At 74.5% G+C, this 17322-nt stretch carries 14 protein-coding genes; 11 read left to right on the top strand and 3 right to left on the bottom strand.

The genetic code is table 11. From position 1 onward, the window contains the following. On the top strand, positions 1-1021 hold a 1021-nt coding region (locus tag E1165_RS29885; protein WP_132390630.1), incomplete at its 5' end, for a hypothetical protein. A 40-nt stretch (positions 1022-1061) separates the two neighbouring features. Here E1165_RS29885 and E1165_RS11610 read toward each other — a convergent pair. Then, positions 1062-1304 (bottom strand): CPCC family cysteine-rich protein, encoded by a 243-nt coding sequence (locus E1165_RS11610; RefSeq protein ID WP_132390632.1) that lies wholly within the window; start codon positions 1302-1304, stop codon positions 1062-1064. 147 nt (positions 1305-1451) lie between these two features. After that, complete coding sequence (locus E1165_RS11615; RefSeq protein ID WP_132390634.1) at positions 1452-2243, bottom strand: S-adenosyl-l-methionine hydroxide adenosyltransferase family protein; 792 nt, start codon at positions 2241-2243, stop codon at positions 1452-1454. A 158-nt stretch (positions 2244-2401) separates the two neighbouring features. On the opposite strand from E1165_RS11615, the gene E1165_RS28935 reads away from it, so the two are divergent. Continuing rightward, positions 2402-2947 carry a hypothetical protein gene (locus tag E1165_RS28935; RefSeq protein WP_165945199.1) on the top strand — a complete coding sequence of 182 codons (546 nt, stop codon included), beginning with the start codon at positions 2402-2404 and terminating at the stop codon, positions 2945-2947. Between the two features lie 66 nt (positions 2948-3013). On the opposite strand, the gene E1165_RS11630 is transcribed toward E1165_RS28935, so the two are convergent. Next, the gene (locus E1165_RS11630) at positions 3014-7618 is read right to left on the bottom strand and encodes an ATP-dependent helicase (protein ID WP_132390639.1); all 4605 of its coding nucleotides are present in this window, start codon (positions 7616-7618) and stop codon (positions 3014-3016) included. A gap of 178 nt (positions 7619-7796) precedes the next feature. On the opposite strand from E1165_RS11630, the gene E1165_RS11635 reads away from it, so the two are divergent. The 9 genes from E1165_RS11635 (at position 7797) to E1165_RS11675 (ending at position 17137) form a co-directional block, all read left to right on the top strand. Then, positions 7797-8174 (top strand): hypothetical protein, encoded by a 378-nt coding sequence (locus tag E1165_RS11635; RefSeq protein WP_132390641.1) that lies wholly within the window; start codon positions 7797-7799, stop codon positions 8172-8174. Between the two features lie 416 nt (positions 8175-8590). Next, a complete protein-coding gene (locus E1165_RS11640) occupies positions 8591-11422 on the top strand; it encodes a Na+/H+ antiporter subunit A (protein WP_132390643.1) in 2832 nt (943 codons plus the stop codon). Continuing rightward, positions 11419-11898: a Na(+)/H(+) antiporter subunit C gene (locus E1165_RS11645; protein WP_132390645.1), complete on the top strand. Its 480-nt coding sequence runs from the start codon at positions 11419-11421 to the stop codon at positions 11896-11898. Before E1165_RS11640 ends, E1165_RS11645 begins: the two co-directional genes overlap by 4 nt. Further along, positions 11895-13400, top strand: a complete 1506-nt coding sequence (locus E1165_RS11650) for a Na+/H+ antiporter subunit D (RefSeq protein ID WP_132390647.1) — start codon at positions 11895-11897, stop codon at positions 13398-13400. Before E1165_RS11645 ends, E1165_RS11650 begins: the two co-directional genes overlap by 4 nt. Continuing rightward, positions 13397-13960 (top strand): Na+/H+ antiporter subunit E, encoded by a 564-nt coding sequence (locus E1165_RS11655; RefSeq protein WP_132390649.1) that lies wholly within the window; start codon positions 13397-13399, stop codon positions 13958-13960. The genes E1165_RS11650 and E1165_RS11655 overlap by 4 nt, the downstream gene beginning before the upstream one ends. Further along, positions 13957-14220 (top strand): monovalent cation/H+ antiporter complex subunit F, encoded by a 264-nt coding sequence (locus E1165_RS11660; RefSeq protein ID WP_132390651.1) that lies wholly within the window; start codon positions 13957-13959, stop codon positions 14218-14220. Before E1165_RS11655 ends, E1165_RS11660 begins: the two co-directional genes overlap by 4 nt. A 2-nt stretch (positions 14221-14222) precedes the next feature. After that, positions 14223-14558 carry a monovalent cation/H(+) antiporter subunit G gene (gene mnhG, locus E1165_RS11665; protein WP_132390653.1) on the top strand — a complete coding sequence of 112 codons (336 nt, stop codon included), beginning with the start codon at positions 14223-14225 and terminating at the stop codon, positions 14556-14558. Positions 14559-14717: 159 nt separating this feature from the next. Then, positions 14718-16076 carry a hemolysin family protein gene (locus E1165_RS11670; RefSeq protein ID WP_132390655.1) on the top strand — a complete coding sequence of 453 codons (1359 nt, stop codon included), beginning with the start codon at positions 14718-14720 and terminating at the stop codon, positions 16074-16076. Beyond that, on the top strand, positions 16073-17137 hold the full coding sequence (locus tag E1165_RS11675) for a hemolysin family protein (protein WP_132390657.1): 1065 nt from the start codon (positions 16073-16075) through the stop codon (positions 17135-17137). The genes E1165_RS11670 and E1165_RS11675 overlap by 4 nt, the downstream gene beginning before the upstream one ends. Positions 17138-17322 lie beyond the last annotated feature (185 nt).

Here is a 17322-nt window from a genome sequence, read left to right on the forward strand (position 1 = left end):
CACCCGCCCCGCCGCCGGCGGTGGCCCGGTCGCCGAGGGGACGCTGCTCGGTGTGCCGCGCGTGCTCACCCGCCCGGCCACCCGAGTCCGCGCCGAGGTCACCGCCGAGACCACCCGGGGTGGGACGGTGCAGGTCCAGGCCCGGGGCTGGCGGGCCACCGGCTGGACCGAGTGGCACGACGTCTCCACCGGCGCGGTCCTCGACCGCCCGGTCACCCGGGTGCAGGCGCGCGTGCTGCTCGCCGCCCCGGACACGCGGGCCACGGTCGGGGTACGCGCCGTCACGCTCACCGCCGACCACACCGCCGCCCCGGCCCCGCGGCTCGCCGCCACCCCGCTCACCTACCGGGTCTTCGCCACCCGGATCGGTCTGGTCGGCGACCAGACCGCCAACGGCCGGATCATCCAGCCCAGGGACCACTTCGTGGCGCTGCCCAGCCGACGTGGTCTCGCCCCGCCCAACTCCGGCGACTACACCGTGCGGGTGTGCACCGTCGGCGGTGGTCGCTGCGCGTACGCCCCGGTGTGGGACGTCGGGCCGTGGAACACCCGGGACGACCACTGGAACCCCAGCGCGGTACGGGAGAACTGGAAGGACCTGCCGCAGGGGCTCCCCGAGGCGCAGGCCGCCTACCAGAACGGCTACCACGGCGGACGGGACGAGTTCGGCCGCGTGGTGCTCAACCCCGCCGGCATCGACCTCGCCGACGGCACCTTCTGGGACGGGCTCCGCCTGACCGACAACGCCTGGGTCGACACGACGTACCTGTGGACCGCCGACGGCCTGCGCGGCGTGGTCGGCTCCGGCCCGCTCAACGTACGCGGCGGGGCCGGCACCGGGTACGCCGTGCGCGGGCTCGCCGCCACGTACGCCCAGGTGCCGATCCAGTGCTACGTGACCGGTCAGACGGTCAGCGGGCCGTACCGGACCACCAACCGGTGGCACCGGCTGGCCAGCGGCCAGTACGTCAGCCACGCCTACCTCTCCGCCGTCTACGGCGGCGCCGTACCACCCTGCTGACCGCCCCGGCCGCCGTGCTCCCCGGACCGGTCGTGGCAGGTCAGGGGCGCTCGTCGGGGCGCGGTGGGCGGACCATGTCCTGGTAGCGGGGGTGGCTGGCGCCGTACACGGCGAAGTTCAGGCGGGCGTGGGTCAGGCTCAACTCACCGTTCGGCCCACCGCGCACATCTTCGGCGTCGGCGTCGCCCTGCCCGTCGTCGGTCCAGAAACAGACCGGGCAGGTGCCCCCACCGGTCCGGGACGCGCAGCAGGGACAGACCGCAGGAACCCAGAGCTCACCCACGGGGAGCAAGCTTTCCACATGGGACGAGGCCACGGCAGGGGTGGTCGGTCCCCGCGATCGCCCGGTTCGGCCGAGGCCAACGGCCCCCAGGGCCGCCGTCGTCGCCGGTTCCGGTGCCCGCTCGACCGGCCTGCTCGCCGACGCCGGTCAACCGCCCGTACCGGTCACCCGAACCAGGTCACCCGGGGTGACCCCGAGCAGGTCCACCGCCCGACCCCGGTTGACCGCCACCGCCACCAGACCGGCGGAGTCCACGTAGAGCACCAGCGCGCCGTGGGGCGCGTCACCGAAGGTGCGTCCGCGTACGGCGGGACGACCGGCGACGCGCGGCTCGCCGGGCAGCGCGTCGAGCAGGCCGGCCCCGGCGGCGAGCTGCACGTTGCCGAAGTGGTCGACGGTGAGCACCTCGGCGGCGAACCCGTCTGCCTCGCGGCGCAGGACCGGCTCGGGCAGGCGTACCAGGGTTGTCGGGTCGACCGCCGGCCCGGCCTCGACCGCCGTCGCGCCCAGCGCGAGCCGGGCCGCCACCGGGGCGAAGACGTCCCGGCCGTGGAAGGTGGGCGACACCTGCGGCGCCAGCCAGTCCGGGTTGGCCAGCTCCACCGCCTCGGTCACGCCGCCCAGCGCGGCGGCGGCCGGCAGCAGCAGGCCGTTGTCCGGCCCGACCAGCAGCCCGCCCGGGGTGACCAGGGCGACCCCGCGCCGCGCGGTGCCCACCCCCGGGTCCACCACCCCGACATGCACGCCGTACGGCAGGAACGGCACGGTCTGGGCGAGCACCGCCGCGCCGCGCCGGACGTCGGCCGGTGCCACCAGGTGGGTCACGTCGATCACCCGCACCGCCGGGGCCAGCCGGGCGATCACCCCGTGGCAGGCGGCCACGAACCCGTCGCCGAGTCCGTAGTCGGTGGTCAGGGAGATCCAGGCGGTCGGGGTCATCCCCGAAGGCTAGGCCGGATTCCGTACGTCGGCACGACCCACGCCGGCTCGTCCCGCCGTCCGGGCCGACGCCGAGACCTTCGCGGCGCTGCGCGCCAGCAGGCACCATGGCCGACCGTGGGGTGACGGGCCGGCCGTTCACCCGGCAAACTGCCCGAGTGAAGAAACACCCTCGTGCTCTGACCGTCGCCGGACTCCTGACCGCCCTCGCCCTCTCCGGCTGTGGCGACGATCCCAAGCCCGGCGATCCCTCGTGGGCCGACGGCTCCGCGAAGCCCGCGCCCACCACCCAGGCGGCCCCGCCCGACGCGCCGCAGCAGGCCGCGCCCACCGGCAGGGCGCCCCGGATCCCGGGGGAGAGCCCGTCGACCCCGCCGTTCACGATGCCGAAGCGGGACGCGGACGCGCCGGCAGCGCGCGCCGTCGTCGACGCGTTCAAGGCTGCCGGGCTGAAGGTGACGAACCTGCGCGACCGCAGCGCCGACTGTGGGCCCGACGGGGCCGGCCTCGGCTGCGCCGAACTGCTGGTCACCGACGCGGTGACGGTGTACGTCTTCCCCGACGAGGCGTACGCGAGCAACCAGACCGACGTCTGGGGCGCCGACGCCTACCGGGCGGGGGCCGTGGTGCTCAGCTACGCCGGCACCAAGACCGGCGAGGCACAACGCAAACGCTACAACGACGTCCTCGCCAAGCTGGGCTGAGCCGGCAGCCCGCCCCAACCGGGCGGGACCAGGCACGCCCGGGAATGCCCGCCGCGACCCCGCAGGTCAGCCCCGCAGTCGCAGCCCACGCGGGGTGGCCCGGAAACCGGCGGCGGTGAGCGCGTCGCGCAGCGGGGAGGAGTGCACCGCCTCGCCGTCGGCGCGTTCCACCGACATCGCCCCGAGCGCCCCCGAGTGCACCGCGTCGGCCAGCGCCTTGCCGGCGGCGGCCACCGTGTCGGCGTCGTCGGTGAAGGAGAGGAGGGTCCGCCCGCCCCGCTCCACGTAGAGCACCAGGTCACCGCCGACCAACACCACCAGCGCGCCGGCCTTGCGGCCGGCCCGGTGCCCGCCCGTCGGGACGGCCCCGTCGCCCGAGTCGACCACCCGCTCCGGCCACGGCAGCGCGGCGCCGTACGGGTTGGCCGGATCGGTGGCGGCGAGCACCAGCGTCGCGCCGCCCCGGCCGCGCCCTCCGCCGGTCGGGTCGGCGAGGGCCCGGATCCGGTCCACCGCCCCGGGGACGGCGAACTGGGCCGCGCCCAGCCCCTCCACGAAGTAGCCCCGTCGGGCCGCCCCGCGTTCCTCCAGCGCGGACAGCACCGGGTAGACCGCGGCGAACCCGCCGGTCACCTGCTCGGCGACCACCGCGCCGCGGGTCACCACCCCGTGCCGATCCAACAGCAGGTCGGCCAGGGCGGCGGCCCGTCGGGTCGGGTCGGTGTCCCGCTCCGGCAGGCGGGACCAGCGACCGGCCACGGTTAGCGGGCCACCGCGGCTGGGCAGCGCCACCCGGCCGGGACGGCGGTGCCGGGTACGCGGGGCCGACGGCCGGGACCGGTGCGCCCCGCCGCCGCCGAGCACCGCCCGCAGCGGAGCGAGCGTGTCGTTGGTGAGGTGGCCGGCCCAGACCAGGTCCCACACGGCGGCGATCAGCGCCGCGTCGTCGGGGCCGCCCACCCGGTCCGACAGGGCGCGGAAGAACAGCGCCTGCCCGTCGCCGAGCGCGTCGAGCACCGCGCGGTGCAGCGGGGTGAGGGCCAGCGCCTCGTCCACCGGGGGCAGCAGCAGCCCGGCGGCGTCCGCGTACGCCAGGGTGACCCAGCCGTCCCCGCCGGAGATCGCGCCGGCGCCGGCCCAGAGCACCTCTCCGCTGGCGCAGAGCTCGTCGAGCTGGGCGGGGGAGTAGTCCGCCACCCGGGCGGGCAGGACGAGCCGTTCCAGGGCGGACGCCGGCACCGTCGCTCCCTGTAGTTGCTCGACGGCGGCGGCCAGCGCCGCCACCCCCCGGGCTGACGAGCCGACCTGCTGCCAGCGGGGCAGGAACGCCGCGAGCGCTCGTGGCGGCACCGGCTCGATCTCCCGCCGCAGCGCGGCCAGACTGCGCCGGCGCAGCAGCCGCAGCACCTCGGCGTCGCACCACTGGGTGCCGACGGTGTCCGGCGCGAACTCGCCGGAAACCACCCGGCCGGTGGCGGCGAGCCGACGCAGCGCCTGCTCGACCACGTACACGCCGAGCCCGAACCGGGCGGCGCAGGTCGCCGCGGCGAACGGCCCGTGGGTCCGGGCATACCGGGCGACCAGGTCGCCGAGCGGGTCGGCCACCGGGACGAGGTACGCCTCGGCGACCCCGACGGGCAGCGCCACGCCGAGCGCGTCGCGCAGCCGGGCGGCGTCCTCGACGACGATCCAGCGTTCCTCCCCGGCGATCCGTACCCGCAACACCCGGCGGGCCGCCGTCAGCTCGGTGAGCCACGCCGTCGGCACGGCCCGCTCGGCCAGCTCCGCCTCGGTGAGGTCGCCGACGACCCGGAGCAGCTCGACGACGTCCTCGGCGTCGCGGGGGCGGCGCTGCTCGGTGCGCCAGCGCAACTGCCGCTCCGTCTCGGTGAGCACCGCCGGGTCGAGAAGTTCCCGCAGGTCGACCCGGCCGAGCAGCTCGCCGAGCAGGGCGGAGTCCAGCGCCAGCGCGGCGGCCCGCCGTTCCGCCAGGGGCGCGTCGCCCTCGTACAGGAACGCGCCGACATACCCGAAGAGCAACGAACGGGCAAACGGCGAGGGGCGTTCGGTCTCCACCTCGACCAGACGCACCCGGCGGGCGGCCAGATCGCGCATGTGCTGGGTGAGGGCGGGCTGGTCGAAGACGTCCTGGAGGCACTCCCGGGCGGCTTCCAGGGTGACCGGGAAGTCGGCGTACTCGCGGGCGACGTCGAGCAGTTGGGCGGCGCGTTGGCGCTGCTGCCAGAGCGGCTGGCGGCGGCGCGGGTCGCGGCGGGGCAGCAGCAGGGACCGGGCCGCGCACTCGCGGAACCGGGACGCGAACAGCGCGGAGGTGCCGACCGAGTCCTCGACCAGCTGGCCTATCTCGTCGGCGTCGAAGACCACCACGTCCGCGCCGGGCGGGGTGTCGGCGGTGTCCGGCAACCGCACCACGATCCCGTCGTCCGACGGCATCACCTGGGCGTCCACGCCGTACCGCTCGGCGAGCCGGCGACCGATCGCCAGTGCCCACGGCCCGTTGACGCGCGCGCCGAGCACACTGTGCACGGCGAGCCGCCAGTCGCCCAGCTCGTCGCGGAACCGCTCGACCACCACCGTGCGGTCGTCGGGCAGGGACCGGGTGGCGGCCTGCTGCTCGCGCAGGTACGCCAGCAGGTTGCCGGCGGCCCAGTCGTCCAGGCCGCCGGCGCGCAGCGCGGCGATGGCCTCGTCGTCGCCGTGGCGCAGCAGGGCGCGGACCCGGGCGCCGATGGCCCGACCCAGCTCCACCGGCCGGCCGAGTTGGTCGCCCTTCCAGAACGGCATCCGGGCGGCCTGGCCCGGGGCGGGGGAGACCAGCACCCGATCGGGGGTGATCTCCTCGATCCGCCAGGACGAGGAGCCGAGCAGGAAGACGTCGCCGACCCGGGACTCGTAGACCATCTCCTCGTCCAGTTCGCCGACCCGGGCGGCGCGTTCCGCGCCGGCCAGGAAGACCCCGAACAGGCCCCGGTCGGGGATGGTGCCGCCGCTGGTGACGGCGAGGCGCTGGGCGCCGGGTCGGCCGGTGAGCACGTCGGCGACGCGGTCCCAGACCAGGCGGGGCCGCAGCTCGGCGAAGGCGGTCGACGGGTAGCGCCCCGACAGCATGTCGAGCACGGCGTGCAGCGCCGAGTCGGGCAGCTCGGCGAAGGGGGCGGCGCGGCGGACCAGCGCGGCCAGGTCGTCGACCTGCCACGGTTCGAGGGCCACCATGGCGACGATCTGCTGGGCCAGGACGTCCAGCGGGTTGCGCGGGTAGTGCAGTTCCTCGATGGCCCCGGTGGCCATCCGTTCGGCGACCACCGCGCAGGAAAGCAGGTCGCCCCGGTGCTTGGGGAAGACCACGCCCCGGGACACCGCGCCGACCTGGTGCCCGGCCCGGCCGACGCGTTGCAGGCCGGCGGCGACGCTGGGCGGCGCCTCGATCTGCACCACCAGGTCGACCGCGCCCATGTCGATGCCGAGCTCCAGGCTGGAGGTGGCGACCACGGCGGGCAGTTGCCCGGACTTGAGGGCCTCCTCGATGTGCTTGCGTTCCTCGCGGGAGACGCTGCCGTGGTGGGCCCGGGCGATCACCGGAGCCGCGCCGGCCGCCGCGCCGGACTGCGCCATCACCTCCGCCGGCGGCCGGTCGGCCCGCGACGGCTCGACCGCTTCGCCCCGCCGCGCCACCCCCTCTCCGCCCGCGCCGGCGAGCTCCTCGGCGGCCAGTTCGTTGAGGCGCGCGCAGAGCCGTTCCGCGCTGCGCCGGGAGTTGGTGAAGACGATGGTCGAGCGGTGCGCCCGAACCAGTGAGAAGACCCGCTCCTCGACGGCCGGCCAGATCGAGGCGCGCCGCACGCCGGGGCCGCCCAGGTCGTCCCCGGGCGGCTCCTGCTCGTCGAGGCGGGTCATGTCCTCCACCGGGACCTGGACGCTCACCTCGATCGTCTTGGCGGTGGCCGGTTGCACCACGTCGACCGGGCGGGCACCGCCCAGGAAGCGGGCGCAGGCGTCGATCGGCCGGATGGTGGCGGACAGGCCGATCCGCTGCGCGGGACGGTCCAGCAGCTCGTCGAGGCGTTCCAGGGAGAGCGCCAGGTGGGCGCCGCGCTTGGTGCCGGCCACCGCGTGCACCTCGTCGACGATCACCGTCTCGACGCCGCGCAGGGAGTCACGGGCGGCTGAGGTGAGCAGCAGGAAGAGCGACTCCGGGGTGGTGATCAGGATGTCCGGCGGGGTGCGGGCGAAGGCGCGGCGCTCGTCGGCGGGGGTGTCGCCGGTGCGCATGCCGACGGTGATCTCGGGCGGGACGACGCCCAGCCGGGTGGCGGCCTGCCGGATGCCCGCGAGGGGAGCCCGCAGGTTGCGCTCGACGTCGACCGCGAGGGCCTTGAGCGGGCTGACGTAGAGCACCCGGCAGCGGTGCCGGGCCTCGGCCGGCGCCGGTTGGCGGGCCAGCCGGTCCAGCGACCAGAGGAAGGCGGCCAGGGTCTTGCCGGATCCGGTCGGGGCGACGACCAACGCATGGCGGCCGGCGGAGATCGAACGCCAGGCGCCGGTCTGGGCGGCGGTGGGCGCGGCGAAGGCGGCGCGGAACCACTCCCGGGTCGCCGCGCCGAACTCGGCCAGCACCCCGAGCCCGGTTGCCCCGTCCGCCTGATCGGTCATGCCTCCATCCTGCCTCGCCGGTGTGACATCCCCTCCGGCCCGGACGCTCTTCTGGGCAGTGGCCGTTCTTATTGGGCAGACCAGGCACGAGACCGTTAAGTCCTAGATAACTGGTTGCTAGCGGAGCGCAACATAAAGTAACTTCACTGCAGCGTGGCGTCGGGCAGAGGGGGATCGGATGACCGTCGAGCAGCACGGCCTGAGATCCGGCACCGATGTGCTCATCCGCAAGGTCGACAGCCATCTCGCCGCCGTCCGGAGCGGTCTGCGCGGCGCCGAGCTGGAGCTCGCCGAGCATCTCGCCCGTACCCTGCGTGAGCTGGTCGTCTCCACCGCCCAGGCCAGCGCCGCCGACCGGGCCCAGGTGCGGGCCGCGGTGCACTACTTCGTGCTGCGCCGGGAGAGCCGCGGCAACCTGCTCTCGGTGCGTTCCCTCACCGCCGCCCAGCGGGTGGTCAACAAGGTCGTCCGTCAGCTCGGCCGTCCGGACCTGCTGGTCGAGGCCCGCTGGGACCGGGAGCCGGCCGTGCCGGCCGGCGACGTCGTCCTGCGCTGACCCGGGTCCCGGCCGGCTGTCCCGATCCCGGCCGCCGCGCCTTTCGCCGTCCCGGGCGGGTGCGGCGATCCGTCCCGTCCAGGCGGGACCGCGGTGTGCCCTGCCGGCCACGCGCGCCCGCCACGTCCACCCGCCGCTCGCCCGGCCGACCCGCCACCGACCGGCTGCCCTCTCGGCACGGGACGTCGCCAGCCGTGCGGCTCGCCGACGCGGCCCGGCGGCAGCCCGCGCGTGGTCACCTGATCCGGATGTGTACTCAAGTCCCCTAGCCTCCGCCGACATCCGGACCACCACCACTCACGACGCAATGGCCAGATTTCGGTAAAACCGCCCGCAACCCGGTGAACTGGCGTGTGATCAGTGCTGGCCGGGACATTCCGACCCGGCGCGCGCCGCCAGCTCGACGGGGAGGACGCGTGCTCGTACTGCTGCTCCTCCACGTGGCGGCGGCACTCGTCGCGCCGCTGCTGGTGCGGTGGTGGGGTCCGCGTGCCTGCTACCCGCTGGCGCTCGCGCCGGCCGCCGCCCTCGGCTGGGCGCTGACCCGTACGTCGGCCGTCCGCGACGGCGGCGCGGTCGTCGAGACGTACCACTGGGTCGGCCAGCTCGACCTGGACGTCGCGTTGCGGATGACGACGCTGTCCTGGCTGATGACCCTGCTGGTCGGCGGCGTCGGGGCGCTCGTGCTGGTCTACTGCGGTCGATACTTCGATCGGGACACGGTCGGGCTCTCCCCACTGGTGGCGGTGCTGGTGGCCTTCGCCGGGGCGATGCTCGGCCTGGTCCTCGCCGACGACCTGCTGCTGCTGTTCGTCTTCTGGGAGCTGACCACCGTCTTCTCGTACCTGCTGATCGGGCACGACGCCGAGCGACGGTCCAGCCGGTGGGCCGCCGCACAGGCGCTGACCGTCACCGCCCTCGGCGGCCTGGCGATGCTGCTGGGCTTCCTGGTGCTCGGCGAACAGGCCGGCAGCTACCGCTGGTCGGTGATCGCCGAGACACCGCTGCCCGGCGGCGCCAGCCAGGTCGTCGCGGTGCTGCTGATCCTCACCGGGGCACTGGCCAAGTCGGCGATCATGCCGTTCCAGTCCTGGCTCCCGGTCGCGATGGCCGCCCCCACCCCCGTCAGCGCGTACCTGCACGCGGCCGCCATGGTCAAGGCCGGCGTCTACCTGATCGGGCTGCTCGCCCCGGTCCTTGCCGACACCGGGCCGTGGCGGCCGGTGGTGCTCACCCTCGGCCTGGTCACCATGGTCGGCGGCGGCGTGGCCGCACTGCGACAGTGTGACCTGAAGTTGCTGCTGGCGTACGGCACGGTCAGCCAACTCGGCCTGCTGGCGGTGGTGCTCGGCGCCGGCACCGCCGACGCCGCCCTCGCCGGGGTCGCCATGCTGCTGGCGCACGCCCTGTTCAAGGCGGCGCTCTTCCTCGTCGTCGGCGCCGTCGACCACCAGGCCGGCACCCGCGACCTCCGGCAACTCAGCGGACTCGGCCGACGGTCGCCGGTGCTCGCCGGGGTGGCCACGCTCGCCGCCGCGTCGATGGCCGGGGTGCCGCCGTTGCTCGGTTTCGTCGCCAAGGAGGCCGTCTTCGCCGCGCTCACCGACCGGCCCCTGGTGCTCGCCGGCATGATGGTGGGGACGGTGCTCACCGCCGGGTACAGCATCCGGTTCCTGTGGGGCGCCTTCGCCACCCGACCCGGCGTCCCGCCCACCGAAGCCGCCCCGGCGCCGCTGCCGATGCTGGCGCCCCCGGCCCTGCTGGCCGCCGCCGGGCTGGTCGCCGGCACCACCGCCACCGGGCTCGACGGGCTGCTGCGCCCGTACGCCGAACTCTTCGGCACACCGCACGAGAAACTGGCGCTCTGGCACGGGCCCACCCTGGCGCTCGGCCTGTCGGCGGTGGCGCTGGCCGGCGGCGCGGTGCTGCACACGATGCGCGGCCGGCTCACCCCGGCGCTGGTCCGGCTGCGTTCGCCGGTCGGCGGCAACCAGGCGTACGAGTGGCTCACCCACCGTTTCGACCGGCTGGCCGTCGAGGTCACCGGCGCCACCCAACGCGGTTCCCTGCCGGTGTACCTGGGCACCATCCTGCTCACGCTGGTGCTGGTACCCGGCGGCACGCTGCTGGCCACTCGCCCGTGGACGGAACGCATCGCCCTCTGGGACACCCCGTTGCAACTGGTGGTGGCGCTGGTCATCGCGGTCGCGGCGGTGCTCGCGGCCGGCGCCCGCCGCCGGCTCACCGCGATGCTGCTGGTCGGAGTGACCGGTTACGGCACCGCCATGCTCTTCGTGCTCCACGGCGCGCCCGACCTGGCGCTGACCCAGTTCCTGGTGGAGACCGCCACCATCGCGGTCTTCGTGCTGGTGCTGCGCCGGCTGCCGGAGCGCTTCTCCGCCCGCCCGCTACGCCGCAGCCGCTGGGGGCGGCGACTGGTCGGGGTCGCCGTCGGCGTGGTCCTGTCCGGCCTTGCCCTGGTCGCCGCCGCGGCTCGCACCGCCACGCCGGTCTCGGTGGCCCTGCCCGAACTCGCGGTCCTGGAGGGGTACGGCCGCAACGTGGTCAACGTGACCCTGGTTGACATCCGGGGCTGGGACACCACGGGAGAGATCTCCGTGCTGGTGGTGGCCGCCACCGGGGTGGCCAGCCTGGTCTTCGAGCGGTCCCGCACCGGCCCCCGGCCCCGCCGGGACCCGGCCGGCCGCCGGCGCGACGACCGGCCGGTGTGGCTGCACGGCGGACCCACCCTCCGCGAGCGTCGCCGGTCGATCGTCTTCGAGGTGGTCACCCGGCTGGTGTTCCACACCGTCGTGCTCTTCTCCCTCTTCCTGCTCTTCTCCGGCCACAACGCCCCCGGTGGAGGCTTCGCCGGCGGCCTGGTGGCAGGACTGGCGCTGGCCCTGCGGTACCTCGCCGGCGGCCGGTACGAACTGGCCGAGAGCGCCCCGGTGGGCGCGGGCACCGTTCTCGGCGCCGGAATGGCGATCTCCGTCGGCGGCGGCGTGGTGTCCCTGCTCACCACCGGCGTGCTGCTCGACAGCGCCAAGGTGGCCCTGCCACTGCCGGAACTCGGCGATCCGTACCTGGTGACCTCGCTCTTCTTCGACGTCGGCGTCTACCTGATCGTGGTCGGCCTGCTGCTGGACATCCTGCGCAGCCTCGGCGCCGAGGTGGACCGGCACATCGAGGCGACCGGCAGAGCCGAGCGGGGCCTCGTCATCGACCAGCGTGGAGACCCGACGTGAACGCGGACGGTGCGGGGCCCACCCTGGTGCTGGTGCTCGCCGTCGGCGTGCTCGCCGCCACCGGGGTCACCCTGCTGCTGGAACGCAGCCTGACCCGGATCCTGCTCGGTGTCGTCCTGCTCGGCAACGGCGTGAACCTGCTCATCCTGCTCAGCGGACGGTCCGGCGGACCGCCGGTGGTGGGCACCGGACCGCCCGGCGACTTCAGCGATCCGCTCCCCCAGGCGATGGTCCTCACCGCCATCGTGATCACCTTCGGGTTGACCGCGTTCGTGGCCGCCGTGGCGTACCGGAGCTGGTACCTCACCGGCGACGACGAGGTGCCCGACGACCTGGAGGACCGGCAGGTCGTCCGGCTCGCCGAACGCAACGAGATCGCCAGCTCCGACCTCGGCGAGGAGGGCCCGGGCGACCCCGAACAGGTGGACCCCCGGCCGGCGCGTCGCCGGCTGCGCGGACCCGGAGGCCAGCCATGACCCAGCTGGTCCCGCTGCCGGTGGTGGTGCCGCTGCTCGGCGCCGCGCTGACGCTGGTCCTCGGCAGGTGGCCCCAGGTGCAGCGCACGGTCAGCGTGATCGCGCTCACCGCCAACCTGGTCGTGGCGGCGCTGCTGCTGGTCGAGGCTTACCGGTACGGACCGGTGGTGGTGCAGGTGGGTGGCTGGCCCGCCCCGGTGGGGATCGTGCTGGTCGCCGACCAGTTGGCCGCCCTGATGCTGGTCGTCTCCTCGGCGGTGACCCTCTGCGTGCTGCTGTACTCCATCGGTCAGGGCCTCAGCGAAACCAGCGAGTCGGCGCCGGTGAGCATCTACCACCCGACCTACCTGGTGCTGACCGCCGGCGTCACCAACGCCTTCCTCACCGGGGACCTGTTCAACCTCTTCGTCGGCTTCGAGATGCTGCTCGCGGCGAGCTTCGTCCTGATCACCCTCGGCGGCACCGAGGCGCGGATCCGTAGCGGCTCCACGTACGTCCTGGTCAGCGTCCTGTCCTCGCTGATCTTCCTGATCGCGGTGGCCCTGGTGTACGCGGCCACCGGCACCCTCAACATGGCGCAGCTCGCCGCGCGCCTCGACGCGCTGCCCGACGGCGTACGCCTGGGGTTGCAACTGACGCTGCTGCTCGCCTTCGGCATCAAGGCGGCGGTCTTCCCGGTCTTCGCGTGGTTGCCGGACAGCTACCCGACCGCGCCGGCCCCGGTGACCGCCGTCTTCGCCGGCCTGCTCACCAAGGTCGGCGTCTACGCGATCATCCGGACCGAGACGTTGCTGTTCCCGGGCGGGGAGGTCGCCACCCTGCTCATGGTGGTGGCCGGCCTCACCATGATGGTCGGCGTCCTCGGCGCGGTGGCCCAGTCGGACATGAAGCGGCTCTTCTCCTTCACCCTGGTCAGCCACATCGGTTACCTGATCTTCGGGGTGGGCTTGAGCACGGCCGCCGCGCTCTCCGGCGCGATCTTCTACGTGGTGCACCACATCACCATCCAGACCACCCTCTTCCTCGTCGCCGGTCTGGTCGAGGAACGGGCCGGCAGCACCGACCTGCGCCGGCTCGGCGGGTTGGCCCGGGCCGCGCCGCTGCTGGCGGTGCTCTTCTTCGTACCGGCGATGAACCTGGCCGGCATCCCGCCCTTCTCCGGCTTCCTCGGCAAGCTGGGACTGCTCCAGGCCGGGGTGGCGGTCGGCGGCCCGCTCGCCTGGGTACTGGTCGCCGCCGGGACGCTGACCAGCCTGCTCACCCTCTACGCCGCCTCCCGGGTGTGGAACATCGCCTTCTGGCGGGCACCGCGGCTGGCCAGCGCCGAGCCGCTGGTCCGGCTGCCCAACCTGATGGTCGGCGCGACCACCGCGCTGGTGGTGCTGGGGCTGGTGCTCACCCTCGCCGCCGGCCCGCTCTACGGCGTCACCGCCGACGCCGCGTCCGACCTGCTGCGGCGAACCCCCTACGTGGAGGCCGTGCTGCCCGGCGGTCCGCCGTGACGGCCCCGTCCCGGCCCGGTCGCTGGCGGGACCAGGCGATCGCCCTGGGGTGGCTCATCGCCGCGTGGAACCTGCTCTGGGGCGAGGTGACCTGGGGAAACCTGGTCGGCGGGACGCTGGTCGGCGTAGCGGTGCTGGTGTTCTTCCCGCTGCCGCCGGTCACCTTCGCCGGCCGACTGCGGCCCCGGGGGCTGCTGGTGCTGGTGGCGGCGTTCGTCGTCGAGCTGGCCAGCGCCAGCGTGAACGTCGCCTGGATCGCCGTACGCCCCGGTTACCGGCCCCGCGGCGCGATCATCGGGGTACGGCTGCGGGTGCGCAGCGACCTCAACCTGGCCCTCACCGCCGAACTGCTCTCCCTGGTACCCGGCACCCTGATCATCGACGTGGACCGGGACGAGGGCGTCCTCTACGTGCACGTCCTCGACGTGCGCCGGGCGCACGACCTGGACGACAGCCGGGACCGGGTCCTCGCCGTCGAGGAGCGCATCGTCCGGGCGATCGGCTCCGACGCCGAGCTGCGCCTGCTCACCACCGACCCCGACCGGAGGTCCGAGACATGACCGTCGTCCTCGCCGTCGTGCTGACCGTGCTGCTGTCGGTCACCGCGCTGCTGGCCCTGGCCCGGATGTACCGGGGCCCGTCCCTGCTCGACCGGGTGATCGCCGCCGACCTCCTGCTCGCCACCATGATCGGCGCGGTCGGGGCCGAGGCGGCGGTCAACCGGCACGCCACCAGCCTGCCCGTGCTGGTGGTGGTCTCGCTGCTCGGCTTCGTCAGCTCGGTGGCCCTGGTCCGCTTCGCCGTCCGGCAGGAGTCGTGAGCGTGGCCGGCGTCCTCGACTGGCTGGGCGCGCTGGCGCTGGTGGCGGGCGCCCTGCTCAGCCTCGCCGCCGGGATCGGTGTGGTGCGTTTCCCGACCGTGCTGGACCGGATGCACGCGGCCACCAAGCCGCAGGCGCTCGGCGTGCTGCTGTTGCTGCTCGGGCTGGCGTTGCGGCTGCGTACCCCGGCGGACCTGGGCATGATCCTGCTGGTCGGGATCTTCCAGCTGGCCACCGCGCCGGTCGCCGCGCAGATGATCGGCCGGGCCGCGTACCGGTCCGGCCGGGTCGAGCGGGAACTGCTCGGCACCGACGAACTCGCCGACCGGAGGAGATAGCGGGCGGCGACGGCTTCGGCCCCACCATCAGCGAACCTCCAGGGATCGCCGATAGAATTACCGAATGATCGACTCTTCTGTCCAGGAGGGCAGCAGTAGCCAGCCGGGTCGTGCCCGGCATCCCCTCGGCCCGACGACCCCGGGAGCCCTGAGCGGCCCGTGTTGATTGTCGTCGGTCTCGTCGTCATCATCGTTCTCACCGCCGCCACCGGCTACTTCGTGGCCCAGGAGTTCGGCTACGTCGCCGTCGACCGCGGCCGGCTCAAGCAGCGCGCCGACGACGGCGACCAGGCGTCCGCCCGGGCTCTCGAGGTCACCGGTCGGCTCTCCTTCATGCTCTCCGGGGCCCAGCTCGGCATCACCGTCACCGCCCTGCTGGTCGGTTACGTCGCCGAGCCGTACCTGGGCGCCGGGCTGGCCGAGCTGCTCGGCGGGGCCGGTGTGCCCACCTCGGTCGGTCTGCCGCTGTCGGTGGCGCTGGCCCTGATCATCGCCACCGTGGTGCAGATGGTCCTCGGCGAACTGGCCCCGAAGAACCTCGCGCTCGCCCGCGCCGAGCACCTCGCCCGGGCGCTCGCCCGCTCCACCCTGATCTACCTCAAGATCGCCGGCCCGCTGATCAAGCTGTTCGACCGGGCCGCGGTCCGGCTGCTGCGCCGGGTCGGCATCGAGCCGATCGAGGAACTGCCCAGCGGCGCCACCCCGGAGGACCTGGAGCAGATCATCGCCGACTCCCGCGAGGGGGGCCACCTCGACGTCGAGATGTCCACCCTGCTCGACCGGGGGCTCGACTTCCGGCAGTTGACCGCCGGGGAGGCCATGGTGCCCCGGGTCCACGTGCACACCGTACGGGCGCACGAGCCGGTCAGCCGGGTGGTGGAGCTGCTCGACAGCGGCCACTCCCGCTTCCCGGTACGCGGGACGGAGGGCGTGGACGACCTGGTGGGTGTGGTCGGCATCGCCGACGTGCTCGGGGTGGCCCCGGAGAAGCGGGCGAGCACCCCGGTCAGCGCGGTGGCCGTACCCCCGTTGCTGGTGCCCGAGACGTTGCCGCTGCCGACGGTGCTGGACCGGCTCCGGTCCGGGCACCGGCAGCTCGCCTGCGTCGTCGACGAGTACGGCGGCTTCGCCGGTGTGATCACGCTGGAGGACATCGCCGAGGAACTGGTCGGCCCGATCCGCGACGAGGACGACCCACCGGAGCGGGCGCCCGCGCGGCAGGAGGACGGCTCCTGGGTGGTGCCGGCGCGGTGGCGGATCGACGAGGTCGCCGACAGCACCGGCATCGCGCTGCCCGAAGCACCCGAGTACGACACCATCAGTGGCCTGGTGATGCGGGAACTGGGCCGGGTGCCGGAGGTCGGTGACCGGCTGGAGATCAGCCTCCCGGCCGACGGCGAGGAGCCGCAGGAGCGGCCGAAGGCCCTGGTCGAGGTGCTGGCGGTGGACCGGCACGTGGCCGACACCGTACGGCTGCGGATGGCCGGCGCGGCCCGCGACGGGGAGGCCGCCGCGTGAGCCCCGGCCTCGCTCTGTTCGTCTCGGTGCTGCTGCTCGCCCTCAACGGCTTCTTCGTCGCCGCCGAGTTCGCGCTGGTGGCGGCGAAGCGGTACCGCCTGGAGCAGTTCGCCGCCGGTGGGGGCCGCGCGGCCCGGGCCGCGCTGGACGGCGTCCGGGAGCTGTCCCTGATGCTGGCCGGTGCCCAGCTCGGCATCACCCTGTGCACGCTGGGGCTCGGCGCGCTCGCCGAACCGGCGATCGAGCACCTGCTCAGCCCGCTGCTGTACGCCGTCGGGCTGCCGGTGGCGGCCAGTCACCTCATCGCACTGGTGTTCGCCCTGGCGCTGGTGACCTTCCTGCACCTGGTGGTCGGCGAGATGGCGCCGAAGTCGTGGGCGATCACCGACGCCGAGCGGTCCGCGATGCTGCTGGCGCTGCCGTTCCGGGCCTTCGCCCGGTTTGCCCGGCCGGTGCTGTCGGCGCTCAACGCGCTGGCCAACGCGATGCTGCGACTGGTCGGCGTGCAGCAGCAGGACCAACTCGCCCAGGTACACGGCCCGGACGAGCTGCGCATGCTGCTGGAGCAGTCCCGGGAGCACGGGCTGCTCGGCGCCGAGCAGCACCAGATGCTGACCAGCATGCTGGAGTTGCAGGCCACCACTGTCGCCGACGTGATGGAGCCGTTCGACCGGATCGTCACGGTCCGCCGGGACGACACCGCCGAGCGCGTCGAGGAGGTCAGCCGCGACAGCGGCCGATCCCGGCTCGCCGTGCTCGACCCGTCCGGGGAGGTCTGCGGCCTGGTCCACGTACGGGAGGCGGTGCGGGCGGTCACCACCGGCCGCCCGGCCACAGCCGGGGAGTTGATGGGCCGGGCCTTCACCCTGCCCGCCGGATCCACGGTCACCGAGGCGGTGGCCGCCATGCGTGCCGACCAGTCCCAGCTCGCGCTGGTCCGCAACGGCGGCGGGCCGACCCGGCCGATTGGCTTCGTGGCGCTGGAGGACCTGCTGGAGGAGGTCATCGGCGAGTTCGACGACGAGACCGACCCGGTGCCGCGCGGGCGGCGCCTGCGCTGACCGCGTCCACCGCCGCTGACCCCGCGTCCACCGCCCTGACCGGCCGCCGGGCCGTCCATGACCCGGCGGCCGGCCGAGGAGTGCCGGGCCGTCCGGGACCCGGTGGCCGGCCGAGGAGTGCCGGGCCGGACAGCGGGAAAGCGCCGCGACGACGGCGGCCCGGCAGGACGACGGGTCGGGGCGGC

Origin of the sequence: Micromonospora sp. KC723, assembly GCF_004348595.1 — a bacterium.
In the GTDB taxonomy this organism is placed as follows: Bacteria; Actinomycetota; Actinomycetes; order Mycobacteriales; family Micromonosporaceae; genus Micromonospora.